The 17,660-nt window shown below is 42.7% G+C and carries 18 protein-coding genes and 2 pseudogenes; 8 read left to right on the top strand and 12 right to left on the bottom strand.

Annotation, left to right across the window (positions count from 1 at the left end; genetic code table 11):
• Positions 1–7: 7 nt before the first annotated feature.
• The gene (locus E4T81_RS04760) at positions 8–694 is read right to left on the bottom strand and encodes a porin family protein (protein WP_135041939.1); all 687 of its coding nucleotides are present in this window, start codon (positions 692–694) and stop codon (positions 8–10) included.
• Positions 691–2,469 carry a LysM peptidoglycan-binding domain-containing protein gene (locus E4T81_RS04755; RefSeq protein ID WP_135041938.1) on the bottom strand — a complete coding sequence of 593 codons (1,779 nt, stop codon included), beginning with the start codon at positions 2,467–2,469 and terminating at the stop codon, positions 691–693. The genes E4T81_RS04760 and E4T81_RS04755 overlap by 4 nt, the downstream gene beginning before the upstream one ends.
• Before the next feature lie 552 nt (positions 2,470–3,021).
• Between E4T81_RS04755 and E4T81_RS04750 the strand changes: the two genes are divergently transcribed.
• The 5 genes from E4T81_RS04750 (at position 3,022) to E4T81_RS04730 (ending at position 7,145) form a co-directional block, all read left to right on the top strand.
• Complete coding sequence (locus E4T81_RS04750) at positions 3,022–3,906, top strand: DUF1266 domain-containing protein (protein WP_135041936.1); 885 nt, start codon at positions 3,022–3,024, stop codon at positions 3,904–3,906.
• Positions 3,907–3,924: 18 nt separating this feature from the next.
• Complete coding sequence (locus E4T81_RS04745) at positions 3,925–4,686, top strand: DUF4261 domain-containing protein (protein WP_135041934.1); 762 nt, start codon at positions 3,925–3,927, stop codon at positions 4,684–4,686.
• A 25-nt stretch (positions 4,687–4,711) separates the two neighbouring features.
• Positions 4,712–6,148, top strand: coding sequence for a tetratricopeptide repeat protein (locus E4T81_RS04740; RefSeq protein WP_135041932.1), 1,437 nt, complete (start codon positions 4,712–4,714; stop codon positions 6,146–6,148).
• Positions 6,149–6,207: 59 nt separating this feature from the next.
• A complete protein-coding gene (locus tag E4T81_RS04735) occupies positions 6,208–6,417 on the top strand; it encodes a hypothetical protein (RefSeq protein WP_135041930.1) in 210 nt (69 codons plus the stop codon).
• A gap of 308 nt (positions 6,418–6,725) precedes the next feature.
• Positions 6,726–7,145 carry a hypothetical protein gene (locus E4T81_RS04730; protein WP_135041928.1) on the top strand — a complete coding sequence of 140 codons (420 nt, stop codon included), beginning with the start codon at positions 6,726–6,728 and terminating at the stop codon, positions 7,143–7,145.
• A gap of 119 nt (positions 7,146–7,264) precedes the next feature.
• Here the strand turns inward: E4T81_RS04730 and E4T81_RS04725 are convergent, their stop codons facing one another.
• The 3 genes from E4T81_RS04725 to E4T81_RS04715 are packed head-to-tail and all read right to left on the bottom strand — an operon-like array spanning position 7,265 to position 8,186.
• The gene (locus E4T81_RS04725) at positions 7,265–7,474 is read right to left on the bottom strand and encodes a DUF3873 domain-containing protein (RefSeq protein ID WP_135041926.1); all 210 of its coding nucleotides are present in this window, start codon (positions 7,472–7,474) and stop codon (positions 7,265–7,267) included.
• Between the two features lie 25 nt (positions 7,475–7,499).
• Positions 7,500–7,742, bottom strand: coding sequence for a hypothetical protein (locus E4T81_RS04720; protein ID WP_135041924.1), 243 nt, complete (start codon positions 7,740–7,742; stop codon positions 7,500–7,502).
• A gap of 54 nt (positions 7,743–7,796) precedes the next feature.
• Positions 7,797–8,186, bottom strand: a complete 390-nt coding sequence (locus tag E4T81_RS04715) for a PcfJ domain-containing protein (RefSeq protein ID WP_256371508.1) — start codon at positions 8,184–8,186, stop codon at positions 7,797–7,799.
• Between the two features lie 346 nt (positions 8,187–8,532).
• Between E4T81_RS04715 and E4T81_RS04710 the strand changes: the two genes are divergently transcribed.
• Positions 8,533–9,906, top strand: coding sequence for a DUF3943 domain-containing protein (locus tag E4T81_RS04710; RefSeq protein WP_167761702.1), 1,374 nt, complete (start codon positions 8,533–8,535; stop codon positions 9,904–9,906).
• Between the two features lie 306 nt (positions 9,907–10,212).
• Positions 10,213–10,678, top strand: a pseudogene (locus tag E4T81_RS04705) (GNAT family N-acetyltransferase).
• Between the two features lie 100 nt (positions 10,679–10,778).
• On the opposite strand, the pseudogene E4T81_RS04700 reads toward E4T81_RS04705, so the two are convergent.
• The 6 genes and pseudogenes from E4T81_RS04700 to E4T81_RS04675 all read right to left on the bottom strand — a co-directional run.
• Positions 10,779–11,222, bottom strand: a pseudogene (locus E4T81_RS04700) (CatB-related O-acetyltransferase); the annotation flags it as partial.
• Complete coding sequence (locus E4T81_RS04695; RefSeq protein WP_209308158.1) at positions 11,219–12,523, bottom strand: MATE family efflux transporter; 1,305 nt, start codon at positions 12,521–12,523, stop codon at positions 11,219–11,221. The gene E4T81_RS04695 and the pseudogene E4T81_RS04700, both read right to left, overlap by 4 nt.
• A 368-nt stretch (positions 12,524–12,891) precedes the next feature.
• Positions 12,892–13,089, bottom strand: coding sequence for a hypothetical protein (locus E4T81_RS04690; RefSeq protein WP_135041914.1), 198 nt, complete (start codon positions 13,087–13,089; stop codon positions 12,892–12,894).
• Positions 13,090–13,117: 28 nt separating this feature from the next.
• Entirely contained in the window at positions 13,118–14,281 is a 1,164-nt protein-coding gene (locus E4T81_RS04685; RefSeq protein ID WP_228449236.1) for an MFS transporter, read from the bottom strand.
• An 18-nt stretch (positions 14,282–14,299) separates the two neighbouring features.
• Positions 14,300–14,626, bottom strand: a complete 327-nt coding sequence (locus E4T81_RS04680) for a multidrug efflux SMR transporter (RefSeq protein ID WP_107037010.1) — start codon at positions 14,624–14,626, stop codon at positions 14,300–14,302.
• Positions 14,623–15,075: a DoxX family protein gene (locus E4T81_RS04675; RefSeq protein ID WP_135042435.1), complete on the bottom strand. Its 453-nt coding sequence runs from the start codon at positions 15,073–15,075 to the stop codon at positions 14,623–14,625. The genes E4T81_RS04680 and E4T81_RS04675 overlap by 4 nt, the downstream gene beginning before the upstream one ends.
• 107 nt (positions 15,076–15,182) lie before the next feature.
• On the opposite strand from E4T81_RS04675, the gene E4T81_RS04670 reads away from it, so the two are divergent.
• Complete coding sequence (locus tag E4T81_RS04670; protein ID WP_107037015.1) at positions 15,183–15,761, top strand: Crp/Fnr family transcriptional regulator; 579 nt, start codon at positions 15,183–15,185, stop codon at positions 15,759–15,761.
• 2 nt (positions 15,762–15,763) lie between these two features.
• On the opposite strand, the gene E4T81_RS04665 is transcribed toward E4T81_RS04670, so the two are convergent.
• A complete protein-coding gene (locus E4T81_RS04665) occupies positions 15,764–16,570 on the bottom strand; it encodes an MBL fold metallo-hydrolase (RefSeq protein WP_135041910.1) in 807 nt (268 codons plus the stop codon).
• Positions 16,571–17,660 lie beyond the last annotated feature (1,090 nt).

The raw sequence follows: 17,660 nt of genomic DNA, 5'->3' as shown, positions 1-17,660 counted from the left end.
CCGGTCGTTAGCGAAGTCGATAGGAGTAGCCAACGGTAACCATTATGGACATGCCACGAGATGCGGAGAATGTGTCGCGGCGGTCATCAGGGAATATATTGCCGATACCGAAATAATAACGCGCCTCAAGGTTGATTATGTTGCGGCGCTTGATGATAAATTCGATTCCGGCACCGCCCGATATACCATAGTCAAATTTCTTGGTAGGCTCCATCCATAGCTGGTCGGTCATGCGCAATTGCGGGAAATCGGGATATGCCCCTATGTTTGTTACGTCAAAGTTGGCTGTGTAGCTTGAGCCGATCATATATCCCACTTCGGGACCGAGGTTGACAAATCCTTTTACCGTGTTGTTGCCGAAAAATATACTTGTCAGCAATGGTATCTGGATGTAGTCAAGATGACGCTCGTACTCATAGGGCGCGTCTTCAAAATTTTCTTTCCATCCTCGTTGTTCGTAATTAATCTCGGCTATCAAACCGAAATTTCGCTCCTCCCAGTATTTGAACGTTACACCTGCCGTCTTTCCAAGTACAAGCGACTGTTTTGTACTCGGTGTAAATGACATCTTTGACATGGTGATGCCCCCTTTGGCGCCGATTGACACCTTCGAGACATAGTGAGCCTGGGAGTGGGCATATGGAACTGCGGCAAGCATGCAAAATGCCGCGATTAACGACTTGATTGCTTTCATTCCACCGAGTGTTTGTCAATAAGTCCTGACGGGCGGAACTCTATGAAGTAGAGGGTGTCATTGACTTTGCCTGACCCTTCTCCGCTGCCGGTGAAATGGAATCCGCTTTGCACTCCGTCGTAGTAATATTTGGAGTCAAGAATGTTTCCTCCGGTCTCGTTGATTGACTTGATAAGGTAGAATCCTGCGTCAAATCCGAGGATTCCCTGTACGGGCACAGCCTGTATCATGGATGTGCCATACCAGTCTTTATATCTGTTGGCTATATCCTTGCTGCGGTAGCTGTTGTCGTCGTTGAAGAAACGGGAATAGACAGTTGCGTCAAGGAAGTGCAGATTTTCAAGCGAGTTACCTCGGAAAGTAATCCATTCCGGATAACCGAATACCCTTATTCGATTCTGGTCGCTACTGTTCTCTCTGAGGGTTTTCAAGGCGCCGGCTATGTGGCTGAACTCTGACGAAGTGCCTGATTCAGGTATAAACATGTATGACCCGTCATGATTCAACGACGCGAGGTCGCTTTCTTTAAGATAGCTGATATAGGATATGTCTACATAATCCCGTCCACGATGTGTGAGTTCCTCGCGAAGCTGTGATGTAAAGTCCTTTTTATCAGTCTTACCGTCGCGTGAGCTGAGGAATACGGGCGTGTATTGTGGATATAGCCTTATAAACTCATTGATTGCCTTGGGATATACGGCAGAGTGGGTGATGTTTGCCTGAAGTATGTCGGGATTTTTGAGGTATTCTGTATTTTTGACAGCGAAAATGTTGAATACGGCTGCATTACGCTCGCGGGCAAACCGTGAGATAGCGTCAAGCTGATCATTGTCATCAGGAGTGATTATGACATTTACATCCTCAAGCTCAGGATTACCAAGAATATTTACCACAGAGTCAAGGCTACCTGCCGAGTCGTAGGCGCGGATCACGATTTTCCGGTCGCTGTGGCGGAGAGAGTCGGCTGCAAGCAACATTCCCTTGTAAAACTCGGTGTAAAGCTGAGTCTGCTTGTCCTGATTGGCATTTTGAAGCATAAATGGCAGAATTACAGCAATGTTAGTAGTGCCATTTTCAGCCGTTGTCACAATTGAGTCGCTGTCAGTCATGTAATCATCGCCACCGGTCGTAGACATAGATTCCGGGGCAAGCTCCGGCACAGCGGGTGCAATAACGGGTGTTGCCGGCTCCGACGGTTTGTGGCTTGCCGGCTCATCCTTTTCCGTTACGACAGGTGCGATTACAGTCTCAGCCTCAGGCTCCTGACATGAATCGGGCAGCATAATGAGGGTGCCGTGTTTAAGACCGGCGCTTAGCGATGGATTCAGCTCAAGCAGTTGAGCCTCGGAGATTCCGTAACGCTTGCATATGCCATATACCGTCTCTCCCTTAGCCACATGATGTACGGCGGCTTTCCGGAAAGAGCGTTCTGATGTGTTTTCCGACGCGATATATACTTTTGATTTCTTATCGGCGGTAGAGGTCTTATCAACGGTATTGTCAGAAGCACCAAGTCCGGGGAATTCAGCTACCGGAAAATACAATATCGCTCCGGCGCGTAATCCATCGGCTACGGATGGGTTGTGTAAAACGAGCTGAGATTTTGTTATGCCAAACTCTTTGCACAGTCCATAGACTGTTTCCTTGGGCTGCACTTCATAATAGTAACACTCCTGACCGTTTACCATGCGGGTGGGTAAATTTGCCGCATTGGCTGACGCCGCCAGCAAAGCAACGCCTAAAGGTAAGATATTTAGCTTGCTATGAAATTTCATGTCAGTTGATTGCTGTTTAATTCTGCAAAGTTACAAAATAATCCCGTTATGCCGAGCAATTACCGCCAAAATCACATCCACTCCGCCCCCATGTCGCCGTAAAACACCGGAGACTGTGTCGGAATTATAGTTTCTGACACAGCCTCCGGTGTAACTAAGATGTAAAGCATCTTCTGCCTCGGCTACCGAATGATAGTTTTATAGAGCTTTCCTCCGTGATTGAGTATATGGCAAACATTAATCCTAAAAATGAAGATGAGTTAGAGTTAAAGAGAGCATTAATAGGGCGGATGGCTCATATCAATAGTATTATGACTTAACCTGAGATATGAGTTTTTGGTGACTACATGGTATAATAAGGCTATGGCGAAAAAAGAATATTAGCAATCTCAAAACTGAGAGATGTCATCGTGTGTCAATAAACAAACCAGAAGCTAATTTAGCGATTTTCGCTGACAATCGGGCGATTATGCGCAAGAAAACCTCTTCATCCCGTGCCATTTCTGCCGAGATTTTATTATATTTGCGAATCAACGTAAACATAGCCTCAACATGGAGTTTTTCGATTATTTCACCCGGCTATTTGGAATGGACCCGACACAATTACCGGTATATGTGAGGGTCATGACTTTTATTGTCCCGATTGTAATCGTGGTATATGTTATATGCCTCGTTGTACGCATTGTCAGGAAATCAGTTAAGGCAATTAGACATATCAGGCTTGGCGTACGCACAAAGGAGGATGCATCTTTGTCAGCAGATTCGGTTCGCGCCATAGCTGTCGGTGCTTTATATGCCTACCAACAGGGTGGATACACAGATGTGATGTATCCGGATATTGAAGAATCACGGCTGAACACATTGCTGACAAAATGGTGGGGAATAGATAGCCGCGAAGACGCCATTGAGACTTTGAACTATCTATGCAACGCTCCGACACAACAGATACTCCCATTTGTATATGCTGCGTATAAAACGTCAGACAAGGACGAGGTGTCAAAGATGATTATGGATTACGCCAGTCAATATGAGGATGCGGAGGAAGCATTCCGAAGTATTGCTGAAAAAGTCAGAACCCAGTCAGACAATCTTAAAGGACAGATTAAGGAACTAGTGAGTGATGGGATCATATCATCTGATGAAGATATAAGAGACCTTGGTGTCATTGCATGGGATGCCGGAAGGCTTAATTTAGTGGCCAGAGCATCCCTTCAGAAAGGATATATATCAGATGAAGAATGTCTTGAATGTGTTAACCATGCCTATGCTATGGCTCAGTCGGCAGGATTCAATTCATGGAAAGACTTTGCCAACAGCTATATGTTGGGACGTACTCTATGGAACGGGGACTGCAATATGAGCGGACTTGCTCAGGATTTGCTTGCAAAGGCCGAATCGCCTTGGGGCAGATATGCGTGGGAAAACCAGTCAAAGTAAAATTTCACACCACAGGATATGAGCGAAAAGAATAAAGAACTCGGCAATTTTGTATCATTCGTTCTTCTGTCAGAGCCAATCTGGGATTCCCACCAGTTTGTAAAAGACCTGAAGGATGAATGGAATCTCGACTTTTCGACAGAAGAGGATGCAGATTCAACAGACACATTAGTAGAAAAGTTTGGCGAAGGATTTCTCGCGGTGTCATTCATACCTGCCCCTATTCCTAACGGAGAGGCCGAAGACTATGCCGGCGCAAATTATATGTGGCCAGAAGCGGAATCTGTGACGAAATCCCATAAGGCACAGATACTTGTTGCAGTAATAGGCTCTGATAACAATTTGATTGAAAAGGCTAAGGTTACAACAAAAATCATAGACGCCTGCCTGAAGCAAAAAAACGCCGTTGCAGTCTACGCAGACGGAGCGGTGTATGAGCCACAATTCTACCACATGGTTGCGCAGAGCCTCCGTGATGATGAATTGCCGATTCTTGATTGGGTATGGTTCGGCATTTACCGTAACGGCGATCTTCCCGGAATTTACACCTACGGTCTGCGAAAATTCGGCAAAGAGGAAATCGAGGTTTATGCCACTGCACCACTTGGAGATATCAGGGATTTTGTATTGGATATAGTAGCCTATATACTTGAGTACAATGTTACATTAAATGACGGAGAAACAATAGGTTTCTCTGAAGACCAGAAACTGCCTATCACCCTCGGCAAGGGTATCGCTCTTAGCGGAGAGTCATTGAAAATTGCTTATCCCGAAGAATAACACCACAACAATATAGATTGAGAATATGAATGAAGATATAAAGAAACAGATAGAGGAATGGCACGAGTCAGGCAATCATCAGGAAATCATTGATGTATTGGAGCGGATTCCTGTAGCAGAGCGTGACTATGATACCATCGGCATTCTGGCAAGAGCCTACAACAATATTGACGGCGGATGTGCCAAAGCAGCAGAGCTGCTTGAATCCATAAGGGAGGAAGGCGAAGAGGATGCCCTCTGGAATTTCAGGATGGGCTATTCGCTATACTATCTTGACAACAACACAGAAGCTCTCAGATACTTCAACAAAGCCTATGAGCTTAATCCTGAAGATGAAGATACGCTGTACTTTATCCGCCAATGTAATATCTATGTACCGCTTGCCGGACGCGTCGAAAGATTCTGGAATTGGTTTGTGGACAATGAGGCAAAGTTGTCGGAAATGATCCATCCGAAGACGCAGGAAGATGCCGATGAGTTCATGGAATTTATTCACGAAGGTACCGCTCTGATATCGGAGAACATGAATTATAATTTAGGAGGTGACTACGAGTTCACTTTTTCGGTAGAGGGTTGGCCGGATCTTTTCATCCTTTATCCCTATATCATCTCGCATATGCCCGAGAGTCTGAAAGCGAAATGGAAATTCAACCCCTTCAACCGGGGTACTGACGCAGCCTTCGGTTTCAGAATGTATGGCACCGACATAGATACAGCCAAGATAAAGGTGCGGGCTTCTTATATCGAGAAAACCGGAAGCTTCCAGATTTCTTACCACGAAAAGGGTCTCAATGCACTGCCTGTGAATGAAAGCGATGGTGCAATGTGGGTTATACTGGAGAACACTCTCGGCGAGGGCGTTTCGTTCAAGTATATCGACAGTATCGAGCCGGCAGCCAAGCCGAAGGACGGCATGATTCCGTTGCCAGAACTACGTAAACACATCAAGGAGACTTTAGAGGCGCATGACCGCAAGTTCTTTGACAATCCCAAAGATATTTACAGCACCTACAAGTTGAATCCGCAGGAAAGCGACCAACTGCGCTACGACGTAATAATCGGCTCTACCTGTATTGATTCCATTGTCGCCGACTACTATAATGATTCAACAGATATTTTCGACCATGTAAACAGCTTTGGAGCGCAGGTCGTGTTTATCGCTTTCCCGAATCCTGATGACACTGATGGCAATGATATCCTGAATCTTCGCCATGACATCGAAGACATAATATCCGACAAGATACTTGAACCGATGAATCTCGGTCAAGTCATAGGCGGTGCTACCGGAACACATAACAGCTATATCGACCTGATAGTATATGATCTCATTACTTTTATCCATGTAGTAAAACCATTATTGGCGCAATACCCGAAACTCTCGTTTTATCTGTCGGACTTCAGACAACACGCCGGACTGACCCGACTGACAGAAGCCGACTCTTCTTCGGTCGACACAGAGTAATGAAAAGTGACAAAGCAATATAGTTCTTCAGATTAACCAAGTTTTATACACCATACGCCATGAAGATACTATTCGAACAGAAGAAGCCCGGCAGAAAGGCGGCAGGCATCGAGCCGGTTGCCATCGAACTGGACTGCTGCCCTTCAACAGTAGGAGAGCTGATAGCATCCACGGTGCGAAGTCTTGTGTCGGCTTTCAACTGTCGGGCCGCCATGGCTGTGATAAATTGCCATATAAATGGACGTTGCTTACGCCCTTCTATATGGTGATATTCTCGATACTTCTGTGGCCGTTGATGTTTTGTATCATATTCTGGGCTAAAAGCGATGAGCAGAAAATCATTTGTATGACCTTTTGGATTGCCGCTATTCTGTTTTATCAGTGGCCACTGGGAAAATACCGTTTCACACCGGAACGGGAGCAGGCATATTTCCGCCGCTATCCACAAAGGAGGCAGCTTAGTCTGAAAGTGATGCCTTGGCGTCCTATCACAATATTGCTGGGCAACATTGCGATATTATGGTTTCTGATATATTTGTTGAGATAAGGCGACGGCTAAAATTAAACACTCTAAGCAATGGCATTTCAGCGTAAATATAAGTTCAACTGGCTGGATTACCTGTATTATACAGGCAAAGGTGGTCCGCCACAATGGGGTCTGTGGTTTTACATCGAGGGCTTTTTCATCTTAACGCCACTTGTATTACTGTCGCTTTGCATGATTGTAATGGTCGGAGAGCAAACAGTCAACACAGCTCTACTCAGAACAGCCATTTTAGCCGCCTGTGCGCTTGCGATTGTCTTGTATTCAAAATGGTTATTAAAAAAACACCGTTTCACACCGGAACGGGAGCAGGCATATTTTCGCCGCTATCCCCGACGAAAATATTACTTCTATCCTTTTTACATTGTGATAATGGCATTTCTGACAAGCGGGACATCAGGAGGATTCTTAATCTTTTACATACTGAAATGGATAAACAGCTCCGCCACATAGCGATAATGACGATGATGATTCTTGCCGCCTGTGGCGGCCGAAATTCTCAAAAAATCAAGCGAAGCGGCTTCATCACGAGGTCGCTTCGCTCTGTCTATATTACGACTTGGCTAATGTTGTTATTTTTTGTCGAGCCACCCGTCACGACGTTGTCTGCACTCCTTGAGTGTGGAACATACACATGAGAACAATGTTCCATCTGTGTGGCGGTAATCGTATTGGTAATATTTTTTACGTCCTTTACGGTGGCCTGTGTAAAACACCTCGAATTGTTCTGTGCCGGGAGTGGTGGTAGTGCTTACTCCGTGGGCGGTGAGTTTTGTTGCCATAGTTCTGCGTTTTAGTATTCTACAATCAGTATCCGATATCAAAAGTTATATCGGGGTTGGTTATCTTTCTTTGTTTAACCCACATATGGTGGCCGCCATAGCCCACTACGAAGTATCGGTCAAGGTCGTACTTGTCGGCAAAATCGGCTACTATCTGCCGCAGGGTTTCCTCGCTGTCGGCATATAGAATGTGGTTCACAAATTCTATGATGATTTCGGCAATCCTATCATCAAAAATGATAGTCGGATGTTCAAATGTCACGTTCATCTTGTTTGGAATTTGTGGCCACCGCCATATTTCAGGCGGTGGTCGGGTTAGACTTTATGCCGATATTACATCAGCGTTCTTGGATTTCTGGCTTGGTGTCCTTGCAATCGCGGGGAGGTTTCTTTGTACAAGTGACACTATCCGGTCGTGATACTCGGAGTTTTTGTTGTGAGAGCCGTGCGCCTGCGATATGCTCATGTGTTGAAGGTCTATCTCAACTGTTTCGATACGCTTTTCACCGATGTGCGCTGACATCACAAGTGAGTTGTCTTTTGCATAATAGGCGTTTGTATAAAAGCAGTGGTGCATTGCCTCGCCCTCGTTGTAGAAATCCTCGGCTGTCTGCAAAACGGTAATCTCAATAAGTCCGTCAGAAAACACAAGGTCAAGGTATCGTGACATCCTCTGCGGGCGTTTCCCGATATTATTTTTTGAATTTAACAATTGTTATGCTCTTTTCCTTTTTCTGTTGCTTGCTTTGCATTAATTTAGCCTGCTAAACCGGTTGACAAAAAGTCATATAACAGATTATTCCATGATACAAAATATCAAGATTATACTATCAATAATTATGGTTACATTATCGGCATTATCAGCTTATTCGCAAATGTCGGTTGTGACGGATAGTAAAAATCCTGTTTACGGCAATATCATTTCCGAAGAAAATAGAACTGAATGTACACATAAATATGCACCGTATCGACATATCGTTTCGACTCCGGTTTTGCCTGACAGTGCAGATGTTTGTCTCCACGGGCATAAAGCATTTTGGCGGGCGGGTGCGGAGACTGTGGGGTTTAATATCGGTCTCTGGGCTTTTGACAGATATGTGTTGAAAGGACCTTATGCCTACATTTCATGGAATACAATCAAGGAGAATTTCAGACATGGTTTTGAATGGGACGATGATCATCTGCACACCAATATGTTTGACCACCCTTACAATGGATCGATATTTTTCAATGCCGGGCGTTCCAATGGTTTCAATTTCTGGCAATCCGAACTTTTCGCAATCGGCGGAAGTGCCATGTGGGAAATGTTTATGGAAAGGGAATATCCTTCTACCAATGACATTATTGCCACTCCGATAGGTGGTGCGGCACTCGGCGAGGTGCTTTACCGTACTTCCGACCTCATCCTTGACGACCGAAGTACAGGTGGTGAACGTTTCGGACGTGAGCTTGCCGCTTTTCTTGTTGACCCAATGAAAGGGATAAACCGAATAGTTACCGGGGCAGCGTGGAAAAAACGAACGACACCAGGTCGCAGATTTGGAATACCGCCGATCAGTGTAGAACTGTCGTTAGGCGGCAGATTCCTGTCTCTTATTGAAAACGATGAAGGAAGCCGGGGTGGGGCGGTCGCTGAAATCAATATCGAATATGGCGACAGATTTGCGGAAACAACGAAAGCTCCTTACGATTACTTCTCGTTTCTTATGGAACTGCAAGGCATCAAGTCACAGCCACTGTTAAGCAGGGTGGAGATTACCGGACGACTTCTGTCAAAAGAAATTCTTGAAAGAAAGAATGTCAATCTTAATGTAGGGCTATATCAACATTTTGATTATTTCGACTCGGACACTATAAGACCGGAACGAAATGCCATGTATTTCCCTTGTTCTGTACCATATAAAATGGGAACGCCGGCTTCAGTCGGAGGCGGGGTCATGATAAAATACACTCCCTCAAAATTGATGTCATTAGACGGCTATGTGCATCTTAATGGCATTATCCTTGCAGGAGTGCTGACCGACTTCTATCGTGATTATCATCGTAATTATAATTGGGGCTCGGGATTTTCTGTTAAGGCAGGGGTAAACTGGGCTTTATCAAACGACAGGTTATCCGTCAGACTCGCAAATCAGTTTTATAAAATATATACATGGAATGGCTATGACGCCAATTATGACTGGTCCTTGACCCCCGAAGGAAAGCCTGTGGATGTTCAAGGAGACGCATCACATTCATCATTCAATCATCTTGAAGCATCGGTCAATTACCGATTGTGGAAACGGCTTTACCTCACCGGTGGTATTGACTACTATTCAAGAAGAACAGAATATACAGCTATGACAATCCACGCGGGTAATACTACAATAAGCAGCCCTATTGTATGCAGCAAACAACTCGGCTTTCACCTGGTGCTGACATATAAGTTGTAAATTTTATCCCGAAAACCCGAGAATCGTAAAACTAATATGATAAGTTGACTGTCTGTTTGGATATGATTGACTAATTATTCAAAATCCTCGAAGAGGATATTACCAACTGGAGCGACTAAATTAATAAAGGGAAATTGCGCTGTCCTTTTGTTAGTTGTTGGCTTTTGTTTGGTTGTCCTGCACTTCGTGGCGGCAGCTTCGATTGGCTAATGTGTCAGCCGTCAGGCAGCAGTAGGGGAGGCATGGTGAAAATATACAGCTGCATAATCGCACTGAAATCCCATGGAAAATCGTTAAATTTGCGGTATGAGACATTCATTAGGAATTATTTCAATCAGGACGCAACCTGAACTATCTTGAACGGGCAATCCGCTATTTTCAGGACAAATGGGCGACTCCTGAGTCAATGATGGTTTATGACGATTGTTTGCGCAAATGTATTGTTGCCGACAATCCATTGCCTCAATGGTATCTTTTGCTTGATGGCGAAGAAATAGTAGGTTGTGCGGGATTGATTACTAATGATTTCAATTCGCGTATGGATTTATATCCGTGGCTGGCGGCATTGTATATAGAAGAATCCTACCGAGGCAGTAATCTTGGACATCTTTTTATTGACAAGGCTAAAAATGATGCCCGGCAGATGGGGTTTAAAACGCTGAATCTGTGTACCGACCATGTAGGTTATTACGAAAAGTTTGGATTCTCTTACATTGGCGATTGCCATCATCCCTGGGGTGAGAGTACGAAGGTATATCAGGCGAAACTCTGATTGAAAGCTATCAAAATCATGGAGATAAGGAGTTTAGAGGATATAGCTTTTGATATACTCTTTCGTGCATTCGAGAATGTTTTTCTATGATTACGAGATTAGTTACGACTGCTCTTGTTCCTATGATGGCACCATCTCCGACCTTTACACAAGCAAGAATAACTGCCTCAAAACCAATCCATACATCATTGCCTATCACGATGTCACCTTTGTTGTCCCAAGCAGAGGCTACATTTGACTTTTCCAATTCCCAATCTTCATAAAACAGAGGGAATGTATAGGTTGACAAAGATTTTAGTGTATGGTTGGCACAGTTAAACAGAAACTTTACACCACAGTCAATGGAACAAAACTTGCCAATTATCAGTCGCTCATGATTAATAGGGTAATGATACAGCACATTATTCTGCTCGAACTGACGAGGGTCTGAGATAAAATCATTGTAAATCGTGTAATCACCTACCTCAATCGACGGGTCTTTAACCACTGCGTTCAGATAAACGGTTTGTGTGTCACCCTTACGGGGATATATTTTATTCATCATATCCTATTGTTTTTTGAATTGTATAATTTCAGATAAATAAAAGATTGAATACCGAGCATTATCACATATAGATATTCTACGCTCCAATAAGTTGCCAATCGGACATTGAGATTACTCAATCCCCATAAACAGAATAAATAGGCGATAGTAGTGATTACTTGAAAAAAGAATACGGTCTTTGTCGCACCGGTACCTGTCACCGCATTAAGATAAATATAACCCGGCAGTGCGAAGAAGTAATTCAGAAGCATAACCACATATGGTTGCCATGCGATTTGCTTAACAACCGGATTTTCAGTATATGCCCCGATAATTAATGGATGAAGTGACAACGCAATAATAATCAATGGGGTACCGATATAAAGCCCCAATCGGATTACCTTATGACAAAGCGGAAAAACAGTATTTCTCTCACCTGCGCCAATTGAATTGCTTACCAAAGAGCTTGTGACAGCCGCCAATGCAGTTACTATAACAGAGAATAAAGCGGAAACACTTCTTACAATATTAGATACCGCCAATTCGATTTCTCCCAATCTCTCAATAGCGATAAAAAACAAGAACCAGATGGCTACGCTTGTAAAAAACTGGAGCATACTCCAGACAGAGACAGAAAACACCTCTCTTAGTATTTTTATGTCTATACGCCAAGATAAACCATACTTGTGTTTTCTTACGCAAAGAAACATATAAGCTACCAATATCAACAATGAGCACAACTCTGCAAATGAAGAGCCGATAGCGGCTCCTGATATACCCATATCATATCTGAAAATCAAAAGCCAATTGAGAGGAATGTTCATCAATACGGCAGTTAAAGCAGCTAAATTCAGAGGTCTTGTTTCTGTAATGCCGACTAAAAATGAGCGGATGGCAAGAAACGGGAAAGAGAAGAGCAATCCTATTATACGCCAATCCAGATACTTGACAACTGCATTATAAACTTCGGCAGAGGTAATCAGATACTTTAATAGTTGTGGAGAAAAGAACTTTGATAACAGACAAAGTAATGACGCAAGTATCAGTAAGAAACACAAGCCTTGAAAAAACGTTTTTCCAGTTTCTTCGTATTTTTGTTCTCCGTTGCGTCGTGCAATTACAACTTGCAGCCCTACACTGAATCCTAAGCCAAGCATATAGATTGCCAAAAACCATATTCCGGCAAGTGCGGATGCGCCAAGTTCGATTTCACCGACATGCCCCAAGAACAAGGCATCGGTTATATTTATCAGCTGTTCAATAAGAAAGCTCATCATCACAGGATATGCGATGAGCCATATTTGTTTATAGCTATAATTCACTTGTTCAAATCAATATGATAAGATACAGTAAGCCACACCACATAATGCGGTGTAACGCTGCTTAATGTAAAATGAAATTGTAAAATGGGAATATATGGCAAAGCAATAAAGGGCAGGCTTCGATAAGCCTACCTATTGCTGAATAGCATTAGTTGAGAGTGCTATTCGTTGAGCGTAGCTATATGCACAACTGCCATTTCATATTGTTGAACTGTGCTGTATTTTCGATTTGTTCCACAAAGTTAATTATTATATATGAGTTTGCAAAATAATCCCTTTTTGAATGAGTGTTATGGCGGCTACGGGAAATCCGTAGCCCTCAGTCTTCTGCCAGTTGATTAACTCCTGTGCTGTGCCACGGACGAATGTCATCGCCGCAACGATAACTGCGCCCGGTGGCAGTTTCTCTCTACGCTTCGCTGAGAGCGCCAAGGCGATAACGCCACCTCGTCCTTTGCAGCCTCGATTGCCTCGACGGCAATCGGCTCATAGCCGGACTTGACAAGCAAGCCCGCCATAAGCCGACGGTCTGATTCGGAGGCATCTACAATGAGGATCCTGTTCATGTTACGTTGATTATAGTGTCATTATAATTCAATCGGTAGTTAATATGCTTATGAATAATGAAATCAGTGTAAATAATATTCCAATAATAATAGTCCCAATCCATTGATATTTTGTCCACAATATGCCCGCTATAAGTGTTCCTATGGTTCCCCCGACGAAATATAGTATCATATACAATGTGTTTAGGAAATTTGCATTGACATTGCTGCTTGTTACTACTTTTGTCTGATTGGAGAGATGTATGCATTGCATACCGGCATCAATAATCAGGACTGTGATAACTATGCTTACGAAATATCCATCAAATGCAAGTGCTGTAAACCAAGCGAATAACATTGATAACGCACCGGCAATCGAACATCTCCTACTTCCCCAAGTTTGGGTGTGCTTGCTTAGTATTATCACACATGAAGCACCTGCTATACCGCAGAGCCCAAGACTGCCGATTACATCATCTGAGGCAAAAAACGGGGAGGCTTTCATCCGATATGATATACAACTCCACAGGGCGAAGAAAGATGCGTAGGCGGTTGCAGATCTTGCTGCTGAAGTATGCAGCGTTTTGTTATGCCGCAATAGACTGATCATTGATTTTAGAGTCCCTCTGTAGTTGGACGTTGGCAACGTCTTATCGCCGGGTAAAGTTATCGCTATTGCTATCAGGCATAAAAGCATCACAACGGATGCAAAGAAATAAACGTAACGCCAGGAAATGGCTTCTGATATGATTCCGCTTAGAAATCGGGAGCCTAAAATGCCAATCAATAAACAAGACTGAATTATACCTATGTTCAGAGCCTTGTTTTTAGGCTCGGAATAAAGAGCCGCCATCGGTATAAAAAATTGAGGCATTACAGAACTGATCCCTATTATGAAAGATGATAATTTTATGATAAACAAGTCTTTCGTTATAGCGACTGATAGAAGAGCCATAGAACAGCAAAAATAATCAATTGTTATGATACGCTTTTTTGATAGAGTATTGCCAAGAGGAATGACTATACATAATCCTACGACGTATCCGAATTGAGTAAGCGCGCTGATTATGCTTCCATCATACTCAGAAGCGTGGAAGTCGGAAACAATACTGCCCAATAGCGATTGGTTGTAATAACAATTGGCTACCGAGAAGCCAGTAGCCAATGCCATAATAATAAGAAGGAGTTTTGGTATTCCTTCATTTTCTTTCAAAACACAAGGCATCTTTTCTTAGTTTGTCACGAGCTTTAGTCCGATAATTGATGCAATAAGAGTAAAGATAAAAAACAACCGCAAAGGGGTGGCCGGCTCTTTGAAAACCAAGATGCCTATAATTACCGTACCGACTGCACCGATTCCTGTCCATACCGCGTATGCCGTACCTATCGGCAAGGTTTGAATGGCCTTCGCAAGTAGGTACATGCTAAGCACTGTGGACAAAAGAAAACCAGTACCCCATAAATAAAACTCTGTTCCGGTTGTTGCCTTGGTTTTTCCAAGACAGAATGCGAGGCTAACCTCAAACAATCCGGCAAGAAACAGCAATATCCAATTCATTTTTTATTTTGGTTTAAAGATTTTATCAGTTTGACCCTTATCATATAGTCCAACGAATATTTTCCGGCACCGGATACCCATATTATGATAAATGTTGCCAAATAAATAAAAGACAGCTCTTTTGCTGAAAACGGGTCTCCGGCATGAATCACAAAAAATGCAATGCACATCGTGAATATCATAGGGATGAGCGCCAGACGTGTCAGTAATCCAAATATCAACAAGACCGAACAAAACACTTCACCAAATATTGCAAGTATTAAGGAGATTTCGCTGCCGACATCCAATGGATCAGGAAATGCCAGTGCCATTTGCCCGAAATCGTTAATCTTGGTCAGTCCGTGCATAATAAAAAGCAACCCGAATAAGAGCCTCGACAAAAGCAAGGAAATGTCAAATCTTCGGTTCCCGGCTGAATCAGGAAGTAAGATATTTATCAATCGTGTCATCATAACTCAATATTTTGAGTGCAAAGTTACTAACTTGGGATTATCTAAAATTTTACATTTGATAAATAATGTCTGCTTATAGGATTATTGTTAACTTTGCAGTCAGTATGGATATAAAAGAAATTATTGACCGCAGACATATACTCCCCGATGAATCATTGGCTCTTCTTTGTCGGTCAATGGAACTTGTTCATTATCCCAAAGGCCATCATGTCCTTGAAATAGGTAAGATCGAGCGGGATGTTTACTTTATAGCCAAAGGCATAGTGCGGGCATTCACACTTGTTGACGGCAAGGAAGTGACATTTTGGGTTGGCAAGGAGGGTGCAACTATTGTATCAATGATGGGGTATGTGAGGAATGAACCAGGCTATGAGACTATGGAACTGATGGAGGACTCCACCCTTTATGTCATCAAAAGGGATGTGTTGTCAAAACTTTACCTGGAGGATATAAACATTGCCAATTGGGGACGCAGATTTGCCGAGACTGAACTTCTTGATGCTGAAATTCGAGTTATAACCCTGTTACTTGCAACTGCGACAGAGCGTTATCAAGACTTTGTGGATACCCAGTCGGAACTATTACAGCGACTGCCTTTGGGGTGTATTGCCTCATATTTGGGTATAACACAAGTAAGCCTGAGCCGAATAAGAGCCAATCTTGCCAAAGGAAATAAACAATAATTTCAGAAAACTAACCTTTCGCCATCAACAGGGATGAAAACATTACCACTATAATATTTTGAAGCCTCAGTCTTGTAAAGCCCTTGTCGTTTTTCCAAATTATCATCCTCGGAATGTACCAGAACCAAATTTTTCACCTTTGCCTTTTCTGCTAAAATAGCCACATCACGCACCGTATGATGATGTTTCTCGTATGGCTTGTATGTATCCTTATCTTCATACCGGCAGAAAGCGCCGCAGATTAGGGTGTCACAACCTTGAATTTTTCTGAGATTATCCTCGGTCAAAGATTCATCACCCAAACAAACCAGTTTTTCTCCGCAGCCAAAAGTCATCCTAAATCCGGTCTGAACGACATTTTTGGAACAGACATCGAAACATTCTATAAGAGTGTCGTTTATAGCCAATGAAGATTCATCAGAAATTTCCACTAATTCGACGTTTTTTGTAAAAAGTTCATAATCTAAAGCAAGAAAAGTCAACTGACATATAAGCCGCAACGCATTGCAGACGGAACTATTCCCATATATATGTAAGCTCCCACAGCTTTCTCCATCTTTACTCATATTGATAATACCCCTGATAAGCCATACAGCTCCAAGAATATGGTCTGTATGTGTATGAGTAATGAAAATATGATGTATCTCAGATAATTTGATACCCGATTCATTAATGGTATTGAATATACCATTACCACCTCCGGCATCCACAAGCATAAGTCCACCATGACTCTTAATGACATAGCAGCTATTGTATGAATGTTTGGGGAACGCGCTTCCGGTACCAATCATTATTAGTTCAAAATTCATATTTTATGATTGAGATTTCTAATGTCTATCCGTCTTGCCTTATTATAACACTCAAATATGAAGTAATATATAGAGAACGTACATTACCCTAATATTATTTTACATCGCACTATTGCTAAATTGATGCTTACGATACAAGCAACTTACTGTGGTTGCGTTAAATTCAGCCATAATGTCCCACTAAAAGATCTAATCATTGGCATTCCATAAATCAGCTACACAAAGAAAATGTAAGATGCTTTCAATTATAGTATAGCCTATGATAGATACATGTCCACAACTATCTATACTTATATTTCCAGTCGCTAAAATTAATATTATCTTTTGACCATCAGAAAACGCAGTTTAGAGCGCATATACGCGAGGTTCGATATATATTTCTGCCGATACTCGCTTTCGGCATCGACCACACGAGTCTGGAACGGATGTATTTGTCAGTCATGCCAATTCCTAATTGGGATGGAAATAATGGCGGCCTTCGGCTTCAGCCATAGGGTCATAGAGCCATAGAGCCACAGGTAGGTAGCTTACTTGTCATATTCTTTCCCAAAAGGTTTCATATTTATATAGCTGGGTCGTGATATTGTCATTCAGGAACGAATCTCTCTACTAAATCAACATTTTAGATTGTTCGGAAGGACACTGAGCAGACTGTTATCTAATTATGAAACCTGATGGTCGGGAATATTCTCGGTAGATTGGTTTGTAGGCTTGCAGTTCACATGGACAGTGTGTAATGTAGCAAATGGTTTGACTTCCTTGAAGGCGAACTTAAGAACCAATCTCTACCCAAATAAACAAATAATTTTACAAATTGTCAAATCGAAAAATCAGCCAATTTACTATGGATTAGATGTTTGTTCGATTATGTCCTTGTATGTCCGGCTATGTCCAAAATTTTGGACGAAAATTTAACATTTTATGGTGAAATTTCTTCTCCATAGCCAGTCATTGCTTCTCCAAATCCGGCATAAAGCATCGGATTTTCGCTTCAATTTTTTCTCGCTGTTTGTAATTGCCGAGAAATTTTCGTAACTTTATATAAGCACCGAGGGGCTGAACACCCTCCGCAGGCATGGAATAAGGCGTG

This window comes from Barnesiella sp. WM24 (assembly GCF_004570975.1).
GTDB lineage: Bacteria > Bacteroidota > Bacteroidia > Bacteroidales > Muribaculaceae > Muribaculum.
The sequence above is the reverse complement of the archived record's forward strand: the minus strand, read 5'-3'. Positions and strand labels throughout refer to the sequence as shown.

Coding starts and splice junctions, on each gene's coding strand:
- E4T81_RS04760 (WP_135041939.1), bottom strand. CDS start 694: ATGAAAGCAATCAAGTCGTTAATCGCGGCATTTTGCATGCTTGCCGCA.
- E4T81_RS04755 (WP_135041938.1), bottom strand. CDS start 2,469: ATGAAATTTCATAGCAAGCTAAATATCTTACCTTTAGGCGTTGCTTTG.
- E4T81_RS04750 (WP_135041936.1), top strand. CDS start 3,022: ATGGAGTTTTTCGATTATTTCACCCGGCTATTTGGAATGGACCCGACA.
- E4T81_RS04745 (WP_135041934.1), top strand. CDS start 3,925: ATGAGCGAAAAGAATAAAGAACTCGGCAATTTTGTATCATTCGTTCTT.
- E4T81_RS04740 (WP_135041932.1), top strand. CDS start 4,712: ATGAATGAAGATATAAAGAAACAGATAGAGGAATGGCACGAGTCAGGC.
- E4T81_RS04735 (WP_135041930.1), top strand. CDS start 6,208: ATGAAGATACTATTCGAACAGAAGAAGCCCGGCAGAAAGGCGGCAGGC.
- E4T81_RS04730 (WP_135041928.1), top strand. CDS start 6,726: ATGGCATTTCAGCGTAAATATAAGTTCAACTGGCTGGATTACCTGTAT.
- E4T81_RS04725 (WP_135041926.1), bottom strand. CDS start 7,474: ATGGCAACAAAACTCACCGCCCACGGAGTAAGCACTACCACCACTCCC.
- E4T81_RS04720 (WP_135041924.1), bottom strand. CDS start 7,742: ATGAACGTGACATTTGAACATCCGACTATCATTTTTGATGATAGGATT.
- E4T81_RS04690 (WP_135041914.1), bottom strand. CDS start 13,089: ATGAACAGGATCCTCATTGTAGATGCCTCCGAATCAGACCGTCGGCTT.
- E4T81_RS04680 (WP_107037010.1), bottom strand. CDS start 14,626: ATGAATTGGATATTGCTGTTTCTTGCCGGATTGTTTGAGGTTAGCCTC.
- E4T81_RS04675 (WP_135042435.1), bottom strand. CDS start 15,075: ATGACACGATTGATAAATATCTTACTTCCTGATTCAGCCGGGAACCGA.
- E4T81_RS04670 (WP_107037015.1), top strand. CDS start 15,183: ATGGATATAAAAGAAATTATTGACCGCAGACATATACTCCCCGATGAA.
- E4T81_RS04665 (WP_135041910.1), bottom strand. CDS start 16,570: ATGAATTTTGAACTAATAATGATTGGTACCGGAAGCGCGTTCCCCAAA.